Here is an 18,843-nt window from a genome sequence, read left to right as displayed (position 1 = left end):
CCCGACAGGGCATTCGGGCTCTTTTGACCTAGCGAGTTTATATCATGTGGTTTCTTCTTACTCAGATCTTCCCCCTTCTGCTGCTGGCCGCCGTGCTTGGCGCCGTGCTGGCCTATTGGTGGCTGAAAAACCGGCAGGAAGACGTGACCGAGTCGTATGAGCGGATTTCGGAGAAGATGGAAGCGCTCAGCGCGCGGCCAGAACCTGCCGCCCGGGAAGATTATGAGGCCGGCATGGCGCTGATCTCATCGGCTGTGCGATCACTCCGCATGCCGGATATGGAGCCGGTGACCCAGCGCCTGTCCTCAGTCGAGAGCGCCATCTCCAGCTTCACCGTGCCGGAAACCGATCTCAGCCCGGTGCAGGGCAAGCTCGACGCGGTGGAAACCAGCCTTTCAGGCCTCGACGAACGCCTGTCCCGACTCGATGGACGCCTGTCGGACCTGGACAGCAGCTTGTCGGCAGTGGCCGGAACGGTAACCGGACTCAACAATACAGACCTGTCGCCACTGGAGGGCCGGTTCGGGAAGATCGAAGAATCGCTCGCCGCCATCAAGGTGCCTGACGTCGATCTCGGCCCCCTGCATAGCGGTCTCGCCCGACTCGACCTCACCATTGCCGGCCTCGACAGGCCCCAGACCGATCTCGGCCCGGTCCAGGCGCGCCTGTCAGAATTCGAGAGCCGCATTGCGCTTCTCGGCGACCGCCTTGAAGCCGCGCAAAAGCGTGACTTCGACAAGCTGTCATCCGAAATTACCGGTGTCGCCTCGGGCATTTCGGGCATCGAAATGCCGGATCTCGGCTCGATCTATCAGCGACTGGTCAGCGTTGAACACGCCATTGCAAGCTTCACCGTCCCCGAACCGAACATGACACCGCTTTATGACCGGCTCGCCGCGCTCGAAGAATCGCTGGCGGCCTTGCGCACCAGCCTTCCGGCCGCTCCTGATCTTGCGCCCGTCGAGCGACGCATCGCGAGCCTGCAGGAGGCTTTCCTGACACAGACGCCCGTCGACATGTCGCCGGTTCTGACCGCCGTGCAGTCCATTGAAGGACGTCTCGACCTTGAGGCGATGGAGAACCGCCTCAACGCCATCGAGTACGGCCTCGCCGCGATCCACCACACGCTGCGGGCCCGGCCAGACGCCGGCACGGCCCGTGCGGAACGCGCGCCGGTAACAAGGACAACGACCGTTGCACGCACGCCTGTTCTGGAACGCCGCGCCGCACCGGCACCGCCACCCGCTGCCGCGGCAGCCCCTCCACCTCCCCGCGATGTCGACCCCATCAACACCGCGCGCCGCGAAGATGACGAGGCAAACCTGCTCGTCGAAGCGGCGTTCGGCGAGCCTGACGAGCTTGAACGGATCAACGGCGTCGGGCCGATGCTTTGCGAATTGCTGCACGAGATCGGCGTGTTCTATTTCTGGCAAGTCGCCGAATGGAGCCCGCAGGATGTCGATTGGGTCGATGACAAGCTGATGCATTTCAAGGGCCGCATCCAACGCGACAAATGGGTTGACCAGGCCCAGTCGCTCGCCGCCCTGCCAGACGCCGCGCGGCGACCGGGCTCATAAGCGCTTTCGCTGTACGCCGCTTGACACGGATCGCAAGTACGGCAACCCCAGCGGCGTGAAACCTGACCTTTCCCTCCCCCCCGTTCGGGGCAAGCTCCTGCAGGATGCGAGCCTTGCGCCGTACACCTGGTTTCGGGTGGGCGGACCCGCAGACTGGCTGTTCCTGCCCGCCGACGACGATGATCTCTCAGACTTTCTCCGGGCGCTTGATCCGGCCGTTCCGGTGACCGTGCTGGGCGTCGGCTCGAACCTGATCGTACGCGATGGCGGGATTGCGGGCGTCGTGGTCAGGCTGATGGGAAAATATTGGGGCGAGATCGACGCGCTGGACGATGGCACCGTTACCGCGCGCGCGGGCGCGCTCGACCTCTCTGTCGCCAAGGCCGCTGCAAGCGCCGGTATACGGGGCCTCGAATTCCTGTCCGGCATTCCCGGCTCTGTCGGCGGCGCAACGCGCACCAATGCCGGGTGCTATGGGTCGGAGCTGAAGGACGTGTTGGTCAGGCTTGAGGGCGTGACCCGGTCAGGCGCGCGCGCGGCATTCAAGGGCGAAGGATTGCCCGGAGACCTGCCCGAAGCGCATTTCTCCTATCGCCATACGGACCTGCTGGACGATTTCATCGTCACGCGCCTTGTCCTGCAAGGCAGCGGAACCGATACGCCCGCCGACATCCTTGCTGATATAGAAACCCTCCAGGCCCGCCGCGCCGAGACCCAACCCATTCGCGACAAGACGTCCGGCTCGACCTTTGCCAATCCCGACCCGCCCGGCACACCGGATCAACGCTCCGCCTGGAAAGTAATCGATGCCGCCGGATGCCGCGGCTTGCGAGTCGGTGGCGCGCAGGTTTCGGAAAAGCACTGCAATTTCCTCATCAATACCGGTGACGCAACGGCGGCGGACCTTGAGGCGCTCGGCGAACTCGTCCGCGCACGCGTCTTCGATCACAGCGGAATCCAGCTGCGATGGGAAGTCCGCCGCATTGGCCGGCTCCAGCCACCTGCCTGACGCGCGCTAGAAAGTACCGTGCAGCTCGAACGTGAAGATCGGCCCGAAATGGCGGGTGCGGGATTCAGAGCGCACGATCGTGCCGAGGCGATCAGGATTGTAAATGTCCCGGCGCAACCAGTCATGCTGATCGAGAATATTGCCCACCACGAATGTTCCGGTCATGCCCAGCAGGTCCTTGTGCTCGACATAGGCATACGAGAACGGGGGCTGATTGCCGGAATGGAGGCGCTCATTGAGCGCGTACTCGGGATTTCCATTGTGCGATTCCAGAAACACCCCGACCGCCCAGTCCGTCCGCGGAATGTCGCGGCGCAGTTCGGCATCGAGGTAGTAGATGTTACTGCCATTGATCGGACGCTCGATACCGGTCAGGGGGTCCTCGACACGGGAATCGCGCCATTCACCGCCGAATGTCAGCTCCGTTCCGGACATGCCGAGCTTCGCAAGCTTGAGCGTAGCATCCAGATCCACACCTACACGCCAGGCTGAATCGATATTGCCCGGGCCGTCTCCCGTCCCGATCGGGATCCTGTCCACGATATCTTCGATATCCGATCCGAACACGGTCAGTGTGGCAGCGCCCCAGTCCTTGAAGTCCTTCTCGGCAGTGACGCTCAGCTTCCAGGCTTGCTCGGGGACGATCTCGGAATTGCCCCGGCTGCCATTGCCCTGATTGAGGTTCACCGATGAAACGAAATCGAAGAAATCGAGCTGGCCCACTTCCCGGTCAAGTCGCGTGACAAGTTGGAATGTCGGGTCAACTTGCCAGGACAGGCTGGTAAATCCCTTGGGGCGGGTGAACGTGCGAACGTTCTCGGCATCGCCCGACTGGGAAAGTTCCGACATTTCCACGCCGAGTAAAACCTGCAGATTGAGGTTTGGCGCGAGCACCCGGCCATGCGTGACGGACAATTCGCCACGTTGCTCTTCCACGCGCGAATTGGCGTTCGGCAACACCAGTTCCACGAGCGGTGCGCCACCAGTCGACCGGAATAATGCCGATTCGGCATCCAGGTAATTGAAGGCCCCTTCGAGGGCGACCTGCCAGTTCCGTCCCACAGACGGCACCCAGGCGTATTCACTGCGAAGAATGTACTCTCCCTCTTCAACCGACTGTTCGAACACTGATTCCGAAACATCCGCACCGTCCAGATTCCCACGCAGAACACGATCGACCGTCGGGCTGTCTTCGCGGCGGACAAGGGCAATTGTCTTGAGGCGCCCCGGTCCCAAACCAAACTCATAATCCGCGCCGATCTCGGCATTGGTTTCGTCTTCGGATCCCTGGAACAGCCGGCGCCCAATCGGGCCGCCTGTCTGGAAAAATTTGGAAACTTCCTTGTCGTCGGGTTGGTAGGCCGCGAACTTCGCGCTGAGGTTAGCGACGGAACCGCCAGCCGGCTTCCATGCGAGCGATCCGGCAATCGATGCCGCTTCCGCATCGTGGGTAAAATCTTCCTTGCGCGTTTCGATCAGGTTTCCAGCGCCATCGGTAACGCGTTCGGGCCCGGCACTGGCGCCGCGTTCAGGGTCGCTCTCCGCTTCAATCGCCCAGCTGAGCGCGCCTCTCTGGCCGGAAACGGTCACGCCGAAATCATTGTAAGTGGGCCGAAGGTTTTCCCGGCTGCGCACTTTCCAATGCCACGTGCCCGAAACGCCGCCGGAATCCCTGGTCGTGACATTCACAACCTGACCGGACAGGCCCGGAATACCGAGCGCCGTACCGTCGAGCACTTCTATCTTGTTCACATTCACCGTGGAGATTCGACCCAGCACGGATTCAGCGTCATTTGATTTGCCCGAAACCCGCTGCCCGTTGATCAGGACATTGCCGCTGGCCTGGCCGAAGCCGCGCGATCCGCTATCGATGGAAAAGCCGGGAATGCGCCTGACAATATCAAGGGCCGTGCGCGGGGCGAACTGTGCGAAGTCCTCGGCCTTGTACTCGGTCTTGTCCGATGTGCTGGTGGCGATCGCCAGATCGGCGCCGAAGGCATTTTGGGCCGAAAGCGCAAGAAGCAGACTCGCGCACACGGGGGTACGATTTTTCATATGAACGCTTCCTCCCGGTATTCTTTTTTTTTGGAAAGTAACGGAGACCTCCGTCAATTTCATCGTCTATCGATATGTGACGACTACGCGTGTAGTCTAACTATGACAATCTCCGTTTGGTGACTTTTTCGTAACTTGAGCGGCGTCATGATCTGGTTTCGCCTGACTCATGCCGCTTTTGTGCAGCACAGGCAGTGGCAAGCGGTCGAATATCCATCCGCAACACTCAAGAAGGACCAGCGATGAAACGCGTAGCGGTAATTTATGGAGGCTGGTCATCCGAGCGGGAGGTTTCTCTGTCCTCAGGCGGACAGATGGCCGAGGCGGCGCGAACAGCAGGCTATGATGTTGTCGAAATCGACGCTGGCCGGAACCTCGCCATCCAGCTTGCCGAAGCCGCACCCGAGATTGTCCTCAACGGGCTCCATGGTCCCTGGGGCGAAGATGGGTGCGTACAAGGCCTGCTGGAGGTGATGGGCCTGCCCTATTCCCATTCCGGCGTTCTGGCGTCGGCTCTGGCGATGGACAAACTGAAGTCAAAGGCCGTGTACCGCGAGGCCGGGCTGCTGGTCGCAGAAGACAAGCGGGTGACCCGCGAAGAAGCGGCCGCGCGCCACCCGCTCAGGCCCCCTTATGTAATCAAGCCGGTAGCCGAGGGATCGAGCTTCGGTGTCGTGATCGTGCGCGAGGGCGCCAATAGCCCGCCGCAGGAATTGCTCGGCGACGGATGGCATTATGGCGACAATCTGATGGCCGAAGAGTTCATCCCCGGACGAGAGCTGACGGTCGGTGTGCTCGGCGACCGTTCCCTTGCTGTTACCGAGATCACGACCTTAAGGGACTATTACGATTTTGATGCGAAATATCAGGCTGGAGGATCGCAACATGTGATCCCGGCAAACCTGCCTGCACGCGTGACCGAAGCTGCGATGGACGCGGCGCTCAGGGCACATCAGGCGCTTGGATGCCGGGGCGCGACGCGGTCCGACTTTCGCTATGACGACAAGAGAGACCGCCTCGTGATCCTGGAAACAAATACCCAACCTGGCATGACGCCCACCTCGCTTGTCCCCGAGCAGGCCGCTTTCGTTGGCATGTCCTTCGAAGCGCTTGTCGCCTGGATGATCGAGGATGCCTCATGCCAAAGGTAAACCGGAACAAGTCAGTCCCCTCCCGCTCGCGCCGCCGCCCCGCCACCATTGTCGATGAGTCGACGGGCGAAGAAATCCGCGTGTCGTCCATCCTGTTCGGTCTCGTAATGCTTGTGGCGATTGTTGTCGCAACCGCTGCGTGGATGGGCGGATCCCTGTCGCAGATCGAAACCCGTTTCGGGGGTTTTCTTGACGACACGGCGCGCATGGCAGGTGTGTCGGTGAACGATATCTCGGTACTCGGTCTCGAACAGAATCCGGCACTGGTGGATGACATCCGCGCCGCCGCCATGATCGAGCCTGGCGAGAACATGTTTCGGGCCGACCCACAGCTGATCCGTCGCCGCGTCGAGGCAACCCGCAAGGTACTGAACGTGCGGGTCCATCGCCTGTGGCCGGGCCAGATCGTGATTATTGCCGACGCTGCTGAACCGGTGGCCCTCTGGCATGACGGCAAGGAATGGACGGTGGTCGACGGCTTGGGGCGCATCCTTCCGGATGCGAATTCCGGTGACTACAAGACACTTGTTCGCCTCGCCGGCCAGGGAGCGCCAACTGCGGCCCCGGCCCTTGTGAACGCCCTTAAAAAAGCACCTGACGTGTCGACCCGCCTCGCCATCGCAACGCGTATCGCCGACCGGCGCTGGGATGTGCGTCTCGTGAACGGCGCCACCGTTCGCCTGCCCGAAGACGACGCCATGGACGCGGCCCTCTCCCGACTGTCGACGCTCCAGACCCGCACCGCTCTGATGCAGAGACCGGTCAAGATGATCGACCTTCGCAACAAGGGCCGGATCTATCTGTCCCCGGCCCAGGACGGCAACACGCGCAAGATCGCAGAAGCGGCCCGATCCTGATGGCAAATGTCCAGTCCAGGCGTATCGCTCTCAACGGGTCTCGCAATACCGGCACGGTCGCTGCACTGGACATTGGCTGCTCCAAGATCACGTGCCTGATTGGCCGCAATGACGGGTCGAGCCCCCGGCGCTTCAAGATTTTGGGCGGCGGACGCCAGCAGTCGCGCGGTTTCAATGGCGGCGCCATCACTGACATGGAAGGCCTGGAACGGTCTATCCGACTTGCCGTGGAAGACGCCGAGCGCGAAGCTGGCGAACAGATCAGTGAAGTCATTCTCGGCATCACCGGCCCGAAACTCGCCTGCACACTGGTCACCGCCGCGATCGAGATAGGCGGACACGCGATCACCCACAAAGAGGTCAAACGGCTTCAGGCCCTCGCTTTGACCAAAATACCGACCAAGGGTGTCGACATTCTTGCCGCGTGGCCTGTCGCGTATCGCGTCGACCAGCAGGAAGGCGTTCGCCAGCCCGTCGGCATGTATGCCGAGCAGCTCGGCATTCTCCTTTCCGTCGTCACAGCGCCGCGCCCAATCATCAAGAACCTCGTAGAGTGCGTTGGCCGGGCCCACCTGGGTGTTGCAGCCCTCGTCCCCTCTTCGATCGCCAGCGGTGCTGGCACCCTGATCGACGACGAGATCGAGAATGGTGCCATCTGTATCGACATGGGGGCCGGCGTCACGGCCGTGTCAGTCTATCTCAACGGTTCGCCCGCCTGGCTCGGCCTGGTTCCAGCGGGCGGAACGCACGTCACCAGCGACATCGCACAGGGCATCGGCACGACGTTCGCTGCGGCTGAACGCCTGAAGTCTGTTTATGGCACCGCAAATCTTGAAGGCCCGGGCCTTGCCGAACGCATCGAGGCCCCGCGCCTTGGTGATGATGGCCGCTTGCATGGCATGCGGATGGAAAAGGGTGCAATCGCTGACATTATTGCACCGCGCATCGAGGAAACGTTCGAACTCGTCCAGAAATGCCTTGATGGAAGCGGTGTACGCTCCGTACTTCCGCGCCGCATCGTCCTCACGGGCGGCGCCAGCCAGCTTGCAGGGGTACGCGACGTTGCCTCGCGGATTTTCAACGCACCTGTCCGCCTCGGCCGGCCCACGATTGCTGAATTTCTCGGCGAAACACTGGGAACGCCTGCTTTTTCGACAGCGTCGGGTCTGCTACTGTATTCGGAACTGGGGTTTGTGGACGCCGCGCGGGCTGGCGTTGCGTTGAAAGAATATGGGACCGAAACAGGGAGCGGCGCAGTGAACAAGGCGCTCTACTGGCTAAAAGAAAATTTCTGACGCCTTTTGCTCTGACTTAACTGTCTTTTAGCCGTGAGGGGTGAAGGTGCATCTCAAACCGGTCCAGAATGTATATTGAGGTACGCGAATGACACATGAACTCAAGCCCAGGATCCTCGTCTTCGGTGTTGGCGGCGCAGGCGGCAACGCCGTCGACAACATGATCGAGGCAAACCTGCAGGGTGTCGAGTTCATCGTCGCCAATACGGACGCGCAGGCCCTGTTTCGCTCCAAGACCGAACAACGCATCCAGCTCGGCCCGGAAACCACGTCAGGCCTTGGCGCTGGTGCCCGCCCGGATGTCGGCGCGAAAGCCGCCGAAGAGTCGATCGACGAGATCAAGATGTATCTCGAGGGCGCCCACATGGTCTTCATCGCCGCTGGCATGGGCGGAGGCACCGGAACCGGCGCCGCACCAGTCATTGCACGCACCGCTCAGGAAATGGGAATCCTCACCGTCGCGGTTGTGACCAAGCCGTTCGGTTTCGAAGGCGCCCGTCGCATGTCACTGGCGGACCAGGGCCTGCTTGATATCCGCGAACATGTCGACACGATGATCGTCGTGCCGAACCAGAACCTTTTCCGGATTGCAAATGACCGGACAACATTCGCCGAAGCCTTCCGCATGGCCGATGACGTGCTTTATTCCGGCGTGCGCGGCATCACCGACCTGATGGTCATGCCCGGCCTTATCAATCTCGACTTTGCCGATGTCGGCTCGATCATGCGGGGCATGGGAACGGCCATGATGGGCATGGGCGAAGCAGAGGGCGAAAACCGCGCCCTGGAAGCCGCCCGCGCCGCCATCGACAATCCCCTGCTCGATGATGTCAGCTTGAAGGGCGCCCGGGGCGTGCTGATTAACATCACCGGCGGCTATGACATGACGCTGTTCGAACTCGACGAGGCGGCCAACGAGATCCGCCGGGAAATCGACCCGAACGCCAACATTATCCTCGGTTCGGCTTTCGACAGTGAACTTGAGGGCAAGATTCGCGTGTCCGTCGTCGCCGCAGGCATTGAATCTGGCCTGGCAGTCGAGCCTGCACCCGAACCCATTCAGCAGACCGTGCGTCAGCCCATCGCCGAACCGATTGCTGAAGAAGTCATCCAGCCCGAGACACCCACCGATGATGATCGTCCCCTTGTGATCACGGGTCATGCGCCATCACTGCGGTCCGAAGAGAGCGACCCACGATCCGATTTCTCGGGCCAGCCACTGCCGGCTGACCATTATGAAGGCGCCGAAGGCAGCGACGAAGTATCCGCAGATGCGGTGTTCGGTTCGCGCAAGGAGGCCCCTGCCCCGGACAAGGCACGCTCGGATCAGGGCGCTTCGGGCTTTTCCCACCTGTTCGGCTGGCGCCGCAACCCGCAAGGCGAAAATGACGATGCGCCGGAAGCGGCCATCCCGGCACAAATCATCTCGTCGCCGGACGATCATCCGGAAGCCGCGCCGTTTGACGATGCCGATCTCGAAATCCCGGCATTCCTTCGCCGGTCTGCCAATCACTGATTTTTCGGCAGAAAACGCAGCCCGGAGACACCGGATCGTTACATAATAATTCCTTGTATAACAGGGCCGTAACGCAAGTTGCGGCCCTTTCTGTAACACGCCGAAACAAGCCGTGTTTTGTACTCACGCTTAACCACATCCAGATTGCAGTCTGTAGCGGAGGGTCGATGCGGTGTTGAGTGGCGTGCAGATGCAACAGACAATTGAACGTCCGGCAGTATGTGCCGGCATTGGCGTTCACAGCGGTGAAAAAGCCCGGCTTGTTCTGAAGCCAGCACCTGTCGGTAGCGGCGTCGTATTTCGCCGGACCGATGTTGATGCCAGTGATATCGAAATCAAGGCACATGCCGATTCAGTTTCTGACACGCGTCTTGGCACCACACTGACGAACGAGGCGGGGGTTTCGGTCGCCGTGGTGGAACACCTGATGGCGGCACTGGCCGGCATGGGTATCGATAATCTGATTATCGAGATTGATGGACCGGAAGTCCCGATCATGGACGGCTCGTCAGCGGTTTATTGCGAGCTGCTGTTGCAGGCTGGCGTGAAAACCCAGACGGCGCCGCGTCGCCGCATCCGGATTCTCGAGCGCGTGGAAATCGTCGACGGCCCGAAACGCGCCACGCTATCGCCGTCCGACGATACCGTTCTCACCCTGCGTGCCCGTATTGAATACGATGATTCCGTTATCGGCATTCAGCAGATGGCCTTGCGCATGGCCCCTGGCATGTTTGCCCGGGACCTTGCTTTCGCCCGCACCTATGGCTTCGCCCGCGACGTGGACATGCTGCGCGCGATTGGCCTCGCCCGGGGCGGCTCGCTCGACAATGCCGTCGTTGTCGACGACGGCGCAGTGATGAATCCCGAGGGCCTGCGGGCCGAGGACGAGTTCGTCCGCCATAAAATGCTTGATGCTGTTGGCGACCTCATGCTCACAGGCGCACCGATCGCAGGCAGCTATGATGCCGTCCAGCCGGGCCACGCGCTCAACAACGCCCTGGTGCGCAAACTCCTGTCCACACCGTCTGCCTGGTGCTGGGAAACCGATGCGGGCGCAATGGCCCAACGCCCCGAGCCTGCACGCGCCGCCGTCTGAGGCTGCCCTGCACATTGCCCTTGCTTAATGGGCGGCCTGATAATGATCCTTGGAAAACCTGTCCGGTTCAGGCTAATCAAGCTGAAGACATTCACAGCTGAAAGTTCCCGACCGGCATGTCCCTTCTGAAACTCCGCCCGAGCCTCTTGATCCTGGCCTGTATTGTTGCCGTTTCCGGGTGCCAGTCCGCCAGCAAGCGTAAGCAGGAGCTCGCTTATGTCGAGCGTCCGGTCGAACAATTGTACAATGCCGCAGCCCAGGAACTGGACAAGCGCAACTATCCCCGTGCGATCCTCCTGTTCAACGAAGTCGAGCGCCAGCACCCCTATTCAGAGTGGGCGCGCAAATCCATGGTCATGACAGCGTACGCGTCATATCAGGCGCACGACTATGATGAGGCCATATCCGGCGCTCAGGCGTATCTGAGCCTCCATCCCGGCGGTTCTGAAGCTGATTATGCCTATTATCTCATCGCCGTGAGCTATTTCGACCAGATCGTCGATATCGGCCGCGATCAACGCACCACCGAACTGGCCCTGTCTGCCCTGCAGGATGTGAGCCGCCGCTTTCCCGAAAGCCCCTATGCACGCGATGCCCGACTGAAAATCGACATGGTCAATGACCAGTTGGCCGGCAAGGAAATGGAAATTGGCCGCTGGTACCTGCGTTCCAACCAGACACTCGCGGCCGTCAACCGCTTCAAGACGGTCGTAACGACCTATGAAACGACCTCGCACACGGCAGAGGCCCTGCACAGGCTGGTCGAATCCTATCTCACCCTCGGCCTGCGCGACCAGGCGCTCGCCGCTGGTGCGACGCTCGGATACAATTACCCGAACAGCACCTGGTACAAGATGAGCTACCGCCTGTTGACCAAACAGGGGCTCGACCCGGAAGCGCCGCAAGTCCGCCGGACCATGCTGCAGAAGATCATCCCGGGCGGCAAATAGGCCCTACGCCTCCCCGATCAGTGCCAGCCATTCCTCTTCCGTCAACGTTTTGACGCCCAAAGCCTCGGCTTTGGTCAGTTTCGACCCGGCCCCAGGGCCAGCGATGAGTATGTCCGTCCGAGCTGAGATCGAGCCGGAGACTTTCGCCCCCAGCGCGCTCGCCCGCGCCTTGGCTTCATCGCGGGTCATCTTTTCCAGTGTGCCCGTGAAAACGACAGTCTTGCCGGCCACCGGGCTGTCGCTTGCCGCGGCCACTTCGTCCACAACGCTGATTTCCGACAGCAGCGCCGACATCATCTCGTCATTGTGCGGCTCTGCCACGAAATTGCACAGCGATCCGACCGCCGCGCCGCCGATTCCGTCAATGCCCATCAGCTGCGCATAGGCATCGCTCTCAGGCCCTTCAGCCGCCGCTTTCGTCACAGTCGACCAGAACAGGTCCCATGACAGGAAGTTCCGGGCAAATTGCTGCGACGTCGTCTGCCCGACATGGCGTATGCCGAGGCCATTGAGAAACCGCGCGAACGGCACGTTCCGCCGTGCATCAATCGCTGCAATCAGCTTCGTCGCCGAGGCAGGCCCAAACCCGTCCCATTCCGCGAGTGGCGGCAGGCCGGCATCGGCGATCCGCTTTTCCAGCCGGAAAATGTCCTGCGGTGCGTGCACGACGCCCTTCTCATAGAAAAGCTGCACCTGCCTTGCCCCGAGGCCATCAATGTCGAGCCCCTTGCGCGAAACGAAATGCCGGAGCCGTTCCACCGCCTGCGCCGGACAGACCAGGCCCCCGGTGCACCTGCGGCGCACATCTTCCTCGCCCTTCTCGTCCACCTCGCGCACCGCTGCCGATCCGCAGATCGGGCAGTGATCGGGCATATGAAACGGCGCGCCGCCGCCGTCGGTGACCACGCGCAGGACTTGCGGGATGACATCGCCGGCTCGCTGGATTTCCACCGTATCGCCGATCTTGACGCCGAGACGGGCAATCTCGTCTTCATTGTGCAGCGTGGCATTCGACACGACCACGCCGCCCACCGTGACCGGTGCCAGCCGCGCCACGGGCGTCAGCGACCCTGTGCGACCGACCTGGATATCAATGCCCTCCAGCAGGGTCGTGGCCTTTTCGGCCGGGAACTTGTGCGCAATCGCCCAGCGCGGAGCCCGGCTGACAAAGCCGAGGCGCTGCTGCCAGTCGAGCCGGTCTACCTTGTAGACGACGCCGTCAATATCATAGCCAAGGCTCGCGCGGCGCGATTCCAGATCCCGATAGGCCGCAATCAGTCCATCGACCGTGTGGGACCGGGTCATCAACGGGTTCACCTCGAATCCCCAGTCTGCGAACTGCGCTATCGCGCCTGTCTGCGTCTCGGCAAACGGCGCGCTGGCAGCGGCCCAGGCATAGGCAAAGAATTTCAGGGGGCGGGATTTCGTGATCTCGACGTCGAGCTGGCGCAGGCTGCCGGCTGCAGCATTGCGAGGATTGGCAAATATTTTGCGGCCCGCTTTGGCCTCGCGCGCGTTCAACGCCGCGAAATCCGCGTGGCTCATATAAACCTCACCGCGCACTTCGATACTGTCAGGCCAGCCAGCGCCCTTGAGGCGATGCGGAATGTCGCCCAGCGTGCGGGCATTGGCCGTGACATCCTCGCCGACCTGGCCGTCGCCCCGCGTTGCGGCGCGGATCAATTTTCCTTTTTCGTAAGACAGGCTGAGGGACAGGCCGTCAATCTTCGGCTCAGCCGTGATCTGGACTTCGTCCGTCTCTGCGAGGCCCAGGAAACGGCGGATGCGTCCAACGAAGTCGCTGACGTCCTCAGACGTGAAGGCGTTGTCGAGCGACAGCATGGGCGCCGCATGGGTCGCCTTCGCAAAGCCTTCGCTCGGCCCAGACCCGAAACGTTCTGTCGGACTGTCTTCACGCTTCAGTTCCGGGAACCGCGCCTCAATGGCGAGGTTGCGCTGGCGAAGCGCGTCATATTCTGCATCGGTAATTTCAGGGGCATCGTTGCGGTAGTAGGCCTCATCCGCTTCACGGATAGCCTCTGCCAGCCGGGCAAGTTCAGCCTCGGCCTTGATGGGCGTCAGCGTCTCGACGGGCACAGGCTTGTTCATGCATCCTCCAGCAACCTCCCTGCGGCGGCACGAGCCTCTTCGGTGACCTCGGCGCCAGACAGCATTCGGGCAATTTCTTCCTGCCGTGCGCTGTCATCTAACCCGCGAATGCGCGTCCCGCCAGACTTTTGGTCATGGTCTTTTTCAACAAGCCACTGCGTCGCCGCCGAGGCGGCAACCTGGGGACTGTGCGTGATCGCAAAGACCTGCTTGGCCCCCGCGAGCCGCACAAGACGCTCGCCGACAGCTGCCGCAACCGAACCGCCGACCCCCTGGTCGACCTCATCGAAGATCAGGGTTTGCGCCGAACCGGCTTCGGCCAAGGCGCACTTCAGCGCGAGTGAGAAGCGCGCAAGTTCGCCGCCAGACGCGATCTTACGCAGGGGGCCGAACCCGGCCCCCGGATTGGTTTCGGCCTCAAACTCGACGCGATCAGCCCCCTGGGGACCGCCCTCACCATCCGGCAAGGCGTCAACGCAGATAGAGATCGTCGCGCGCCCCAGTTTCAGCGGTGCAAGCTCCTTGGCGATGGCCTTTTCAAGCCGGCCCGCCGCAACCTTTCGGGCTGAGGTCAGGGTCTCTGCAGCCTGATGCCAGCGCGCTTGGGCGGCCGTTTCAGCCTTTCGGGCGGCAATCAGCGCATCTTCACCCGCTTCGGCAAGATCAAGCCGTCCGCGCAAGCGCAGCAGCAGGTCCGGCAGGGTCTCCGGATCGGTCGTGTGTTTGCGCGCCAGCGCTCTAAGAGCAAACAAACGGGCCTCTGCCGATTCGAGCGCTTCCGTGTCGTGATGGATCAGCCGTTCCAGGCCAAATACCGCAGACGCGGCTTCCCGCGTCTCAATCAGTGCGCGCTCAACCGCCTCAGCGGCAACTCTCGCCGCTTCGGGCAGGGCTTCCGACGATCCGTCAAAGCCCGGAAGACGGCAAATCCGCTCCAGCGCGCGCGATGCTTTGGACAAGGCCGTATCGATATCGGCACCTTCCAGTGCTGCTTCTGCTTCACCCACGGATTCAGTCACCCGTTCGGATTGCATCAATCGCATGCGTTGCGATGCGAGTTCCGCGGCTTCACCGGCCACAGGCGCCAGGCGTTCAAGCTCTTCCACAGCCTGCTCCAGCCATTCGCGGGTCGCTACAGCGTCAGCTTGCTCCACTTCCAGACAAGCCCGCGCATCACGCGAAACCTGCAGAACATCAAACGCGTCTGCGCAGGCGGACAACAGTTTTTCATTGCCCGCAAACTGGTCGAGCAGGCGCCGGTGCATCGAAGGCCGCATCAGGGCCGACGCGGAATGCTGGCCATGTATTTCGATAAGCAGCTCGCCTATCTCCGCGAGGAAAGCCGCGCTGACAGCCTGGTCATTCACGAAAGCCCGGGCCGGGCCACTGGCGCGAACCACCCGCTTCAGCGTCAGCGCTTCATCAACTGAAGCTTCGATGCCTTGCTCCCGCAGCGCCTGCCAAACTGGATGGCGCGTCGGCGGCCCGAATTCGACGGCAACGCTCGTCTGATCAGCGCCGGACCGGATGAAGGCACGGTCCGCAGCCGCGCCCATGGCGAGCGACAGCGCATCCAGAATGATCGACTTGCCGGCCCCTGTCTCACCCGTGAGCGCGGTGAAGCCAGCGCCCGGCTCAATGTCCAGACGGTCAATCAAAACGAAATCGCGGATCGAAATGGACAGGATCATGCTTGCTCCAATAGCATTGGAACAAAACAGGAACAAGAAGATTCTTCAGCCCGGAATCAGAGGGGCGCGCAGGCCACCTTCAACCAGGCCTTCACGTCAACTTCCAGCTGGCCGGACAGCAGGTCCCACACGCGGGCGTGATAATCGTCGACCCAGGCGCGCTCATCCCCGGACAACATGTCCGTCACGATCAGGTCGCGCGCGAGCGGCGCGAAGGTGAGGCATTCGAATCCGAGCATATCGATTTCGCCGCCCGGAATCGGCGCTGGCGGCGTGACGTATTGCAGGTTCTCGATGCGGATGCCGTATTGGCCCTCACGGTAATAGCCCGGCTCGTTCGACATGATCATGCCCGGCTCCAGCGGCACGGCGTTCCACGCCTTGGCGATCCGCTGTGGGCCTTCATGGACGCCGAGATAAGAGCCAACGCCATGCCCGGTGCCATGCTGGTAATCGAGCCCTGCCTGCCAGAGTGCATGGCGGGCGAGCACATCAAGGTGCGTGCCGGTCGTACCATGCGGGAAGCGTACGGCCGCCAGCGCAATATGGCCCTTCAGGACCAGCGTATAGTGACGCCGCATCTCGTCGCTTGCCTCACCGATGGGGACGGTGCGCGTCACGTCGGTGGTGCCGTCGAGATACTGGCCACCGGAATCCACGTGGAAGAGCGAGCCGCGCTCAAGCACGCGGTTCGACGCCGTCGAGACACGATAGTGCGGCAGCGCACCATGCGGACCAGCACCGGAGATCGTCGGGAAGGACATATCGTTCATGGCGTTCAGTTCTTCGCGGAAGGCTTCGAGCTTCATCACCGCATCAATCTCGGTGACCTTGCCGCTCTGCGCCTCGGTATCCAGCCAATGCAGGAAGCGGGTGAGGGCCACACCGTCGCGAGCATGCGCGGCCGTGGTGCCGGCAATCTCTGCTGCATTCTTGCAGGCCTTCGGCAGCGCAACAGGGTCGCGCAGGCGCAGCACTTTGGCACCAGCGACGTCGAGCGTGTCGAAAAACCAGGCCGATGCAATATCGGGATCAACGCTGACCGTCTTGCCCTTCATGTCGCCAAGCGCGCTTTCCAGCTGCGACAGCGGGCGCACGGTGACGCCATTGCCAAGATGGGTGCGCAGGTCATCGCTGACCTTGGCTTCATCAATGAACAGGTCAGCTGACCCGTCAGCGCGCAGGATCGCCCGGCCGAGCGGCAGCGGCGTGCAGCTGACATCACCGCCTCGGATATTGAACGCCCAGGCGATCGACGCCGGTGATGTGATGACGGCCGCATCGGCCTTGTCGGCTTTCAGGGCCGCCCCGATGCGCGCACGTTTCTCGGCATGGTCCATGCCGGCATACTCGACCGCATGCGCCACGACAGGGGCGGACGGCTGGTCCGGACGGTCTGTCCAGGCGCGATCGATCGGGTTCTCGGCCACAGCGACGAGATTGGCGCCGGAGGCCGCAGCAGCCTGTTTCAGAAGCTCGACCTCGTTCGGGCTGACCAGTCTCGGGTCATATCCGATGGTCTTGCCCGACATGTCCTGCGCGCGCAGCCATCCGAAGGCACCTGGCTCCGGGATTTTCTGAATTTCGAACAGGTCGGGGTCGGTCTGGTCAGCTGCTTGTATCGTATAGCGGCCATCGGCGAACAGAATGGCGCGGTCGGTGAAAACGAACGCGTTGCCGAACGAGCCGGTAAATCCGCTGACCCAGGCCAGGCGCTCATTGGCATCCGGCAGGTATTCGTTCTGGTATTCGTCATCGTGCGGCACGTAGAGGCCGTCGAGATTCATGGCGGAAAGCTCTTTGCGAAGGAGCGGCAAATGGGCCCGACCGTCTTGCGGTCCACCCTTGATATCAAATGTCTGTCTCATAGCTGTAGTCTTAACGCCGCTTTCGGCGCATTGGAAGGCGCATCAGTGCTATGCATTTCAGCATGCATGTGGCTGATCATCTATACTAAAATGTTTACCTCTGAAGCCCATATGCACGGCACACTCGAAATTGTGCACTGCACCATAAATATGGAACTGAGACATGAAGACGCTTATCGAAACCGCCCCGCTTGCTGAAATGACCATCAGCAATGTGATGCCTGCCACACAGGCACATCAACTGCCCGCAAAATTCCAGACCGATTGCAGCCAGCGTCCGTACATCCTCGCCCGCCGGTCGGCCCGCTGGGCCCGACGGGTCGCCTATACCTGAGCTGAAACCGGCTTCCGGAAGACCAGGGTCGACCAGCCGTCCTTCTTGATCCGGCGCTGGAAATCGAGCCCGCGCGAGGCAAATGCGTTGCGAACAGGCCCGGCCTGATGATGCAGCAGGCCTGACAGGATGATGGTCCCGCCGGGGGCCGTCAGCGGCGCGATGGTGGGGGCAAGTCCAATCAGGGGCTTCATCAGGATGTTGGCAAACACCGTATCATAGGGTCCGCCCTGGCGAATGCGCGGCGTGTTGGCCCCGGTTATGTGCAGGGCTGTAAAGCCCGTCACATGGTTCTTCGCCGCATTCTCATTGGCGACGCGGACACTGTCGAAATCGATATCGGTGCCGATCGCACTAAGTGCGCCAGCCTTCATCGCGGCGATCGCCAGCACGCCCGACCCCGTTCCGAGATCAAGCACTTTGCCGATGGCTTTTCGCCGACGCACTTCGTCGAGCGCGAGCAGGCAGCCGAGCGTGGTCCCGTGATGGCCTGTGCCGAAGGCGGGGCCGGCTTCTATCAGGACGGCGATCTTGCCCGGAGCCATCTTGGCGAGGGCGTGGCTGCCGGCCACGAAAAACGGACCCGCGGCAACAGGCGGCAGGCCTTCGAGCGAGAGGGTCACCCAGTCGCGATCCTCGAGCGCCTCAATCCGCGCGGTCAGTTCCGGGGACGTTTCGTGAATAATTTCAACGCACGCCTCGGCCTCTTCGAGCGTTTCCGTGAACGCATCCAGGCGCCAGGCAAGACGCCCGTCTTCCTTGGCATCAACAGCTCCCGCTGGGGACGGATCGGCCCAGGCGAGAGCATCCCAAGCGGCTTCGATGGGCGCCCGTGCGCCCTTGGCGGTAATCTGGTACATGGCGCAGGCGCTTAGCAGGCAAGCTGCCAGCGCGCCAGAGGTGTCATACGCAAGGGAGTTTCAGGCATGGGGTGGAGGTGGGCGCTGGTCGCAGCAATGGTGGGGGTAATGGGGCAGCAGGGGGGTGCTGAGGGTGTCTGGCGTCCGGTCAATCCGGACAATCTCGTCCTGCTCGACACCACGACAGGGACCGTCGCCATCGAACTCGCATCGGACGCTGCGCCGCAGCATGTGGCGCAATTTCGGAAAGCTGTTCGCTCCGGCGTCCTTGAAGGTGAGTTTTTCTACCGCGTCGTCGAAGGCCATGTCGCGCAGGCGGGTCTTGAATTCGACCCGAGACTCGGAGACTGGCCCGAGCTGCCACTCGAAGCGGAGCGCACCGTTACAGCCGATGGCTTCGTGCCGCTTGGAAATGCGGACCTGTTCGCTGCGACGGTCGGCCACCGCGACGGGTTTGCGGCGGGACGGGCGGGCG

Annotated in this window: 15 protein-coding genes; 10 read left to right on the top strand and 5 right to left on the bottom strand. The window is 61.9% G+C overall.

The annotated features are described in order from the left end of the window. The first annotated feature begins 44 nt into the window (after nt 1-44). Nucleotides 45-1,577, top strand: coding sequence for a hypothetical protein (locus AADA04_RS01265; protein ID WP_340691414.1), 1,533 nt, complete (start codon nt 45-47; stop codon nt 1,575-1,577). Between the two features lie 55 nt (nt 1,578-1,632). Further along, entirely contained in the window at nt 1,633-2,586 is a 954-nt protein-coding gene (gene murB / locus AADA04_RS01260; RefSeq protein WP_340691413.1) for a UDP-N-acetylmuramate dehydrogenase, read from the top strand. Between the two features lie 6 nt (nt 2,587-2,592). Here the strand turns inward: murB and AADA04_RS01255 are convergent, their stop codons facing one another. Beyond that, nucleotides 2,593-4,641 (bottom strand): TonB-dependent receptor, encoded by a 2,049-nt coding sequence (locus AADA04_RS01255; RefSeq protein WP_340691412.1) that lies wholly within the window; start codon nt 4,639-4,641, stop codon nt 2,593-2,595. Between the two features lie 242 nt (nt 4,642-4,883). Here AADA04_RS01255 and AADA04_RS01250 point away from each other — a divergent pair, with 242 nt between their 5' ends. The 6 genes from AADA04_RS01250 to AADA04_RS01225 all read left to right on the top strand — a co-directional run bounded on the left by AADA04_RS01250 (nt 4,884) and on the right by AADA04_RS01225 (nt 11,506). Further along, entirely contained in the window at nt 4,884-5,792 is a 909-nt protein-coding gene (locus tag AADA04_RS01250; protein WP_340691411.1) for a D-alanine--D-alanine ligase, read from the top strand. Further along, complete coding sequence (locus tag AADA04_RS01245; RefSeq protein WP_340691410.1) at nt 5,780-6,649, top strand: cell division protein FtsQ/DivIB; 870 nt, start codon at nt 5,780-5,782, stop codon at nt 6,647-6,649. Before AADA04_RS01250 ends, AADA04_RS01245 begins: the two co-directional genes overlap by 13 nt. Next, on the top strand, nt 6,649-7,944 hold the full coding sequence (gene ftsA / locus AADA04_RS01240) for a cell division protein FtsA (RefSeq protein WP_340691409.1): 1,296 nt from the start codon (nt 6,649-6,651) through the stop codon (nt 7,942-7,944). Before AADA04_RS01245 ends, ftsA begins: the two co-directional genes overlap by 1 nt. A gap of 88 nt (nt 7,945-8,032) precedes the next feature. Further along, the gene (gene ftsZ, locus AADA04_RS01235) at nt 8,033-9,460 is read left to right on the top strand and encodes a cell division protein FtsZ (RefSeq protein WP_340691408.1); all 1,428 of its coding nucleotides are present in this window, start codon (nt 8,033-8,035) and stop codon (nt 9,458-9,460) included. A 190-nt stretch (nt 9,461-9,650) separates the two neighbouring features. Beyond that, nucleotides 9,651-10,556 carry a UDP-3-O-acyl-N-acetylglucosamine deacetylase gene (gene lpxC / locus AADA04_RS01230; RefSeq protein WP_340691407.1) on the top strand — a complete coding sequence of 302 codons (906 nt, stop codon included), beginning with the start codon at nt 9,651-9,653 and terminating at the stop codon, nt 10,554-10,556. A 116-nt stretch (nt 10,557-10,672) separates the two neighbouring features. Further along, nucleotides 10,673-11,506 (top strand): outer membrane protein assembly factor BamD, encoded by an 834-nt coding sequence (locus AADA04_RS01225; RefSeq protein ID WP_340691406.1) that lies wholly within the window; start codon nt 10,673-10,675, stop codon nt 11,504-11,506. 3 nt (nt 11,507-11,509) lie between these two features. Here the strand turns inward: AADA04_RS01225 and ligA are convergent, their stop codons facing one another. The 3 genes from ligA to AADA04_RS01210 are packed head-to-tail and all read right to left on the bottom strand — an operon-like array spanning nt 11,510 to nt 17,174. Next, on the bottom strand, nt 11,510-13,615 hold the full coding sequence (gene ligA / locus AADA04_RS01220) for an NAD-dependent DNA ligase LigA (RefSeq protein ID WP_340691405.1): 2,106 nt from the start codon (nt 13,613-13,615) through the stop codon (nt 11,510-11,512). Further along, entirely contained in the window at nt 13,612-15,306 is a 1,695-nt protein-coding gene (recN, locus tag AADA04_RS01215; RefSeq protein WP_340691404.1) for a DNA repair protein RecN, read from the bottom strand. Before recN ends, ligA begins: the two co-directional genes overlap by 4 nt. Before the next feature lie 56 nt (nt 15,307-15,362). Next, nucleotides 15,363-17,174: an aminopeptidase P family protein gene (locus AADA04_RS01210; protein ID WP_340691403.1), complete on the bottom strand. Its 1,812-nt coding sequence runs from the start codon at nt 17,172-17,174 to the stop codon at nt 15,363-15,365. Between the two features lie 163 nt (nt 17,175-17,337). Between AADA04_RS01210 and AADA04_RS01205 the strand changes: the two genes are divergently transcribed. Beyond that, the gene (locus AADA04_RS01205; RefSeq protein ID WP_340691402.1) at nt 17,338-17,508 is read left to right on the top strand and encodes a hypothetical protein; all 171 of its coding nucleotides are present in this window, start codon (nt 17,338-17,340) and stop codon (nt 17,506-17,508) included. Here AADA04_RS01205 and AADA04_RS01200 read toward each other — a convergent pair. Next, nucleotides 17,499-18,368, bottom strand: coding sequence for a 50S ribosomal protein L11 methyltransferase (locus tag AADA04_RS01200; RefSeq protein WP_340691401.1), 870 nt, complete (start codon nt 18,366-18,368; stop codon nt 17,499-17,501). The two genes, AADA04_RS01205 and AADA04_RS01200, sit on opposite strands and share 10 nt — an antisense overlap. A 66-nt stretch (nt 18,369-18,434) precedes the next feature. On the opposite strand from AADA04_RS01200, the gene AADA04_RS01195 reads away from it, so the two are divergent. After that, nucleotides 18,435-18,843 (top strand): peptidylprolyl isomerase (locus tag AADA04_RS01195; protein ID WP_340691400.1); only part of this gene is annotated, 409 nt, incomplete at its 3' end.

Origin of the sequence: Hyphomonas sp. (genome assembly GCF_037969335.1) — a bacterium.
Lineage (GTDB): Bacteria > Pseudomonadota > Alphaproteobacteria > Caulobacterales > Hyphomonadaceae > Hyphomonas.
Note: the sequence above shows the minus strand (reverse complement) of the source record. Positions and strands in the feature narration are given on the sequence as shown.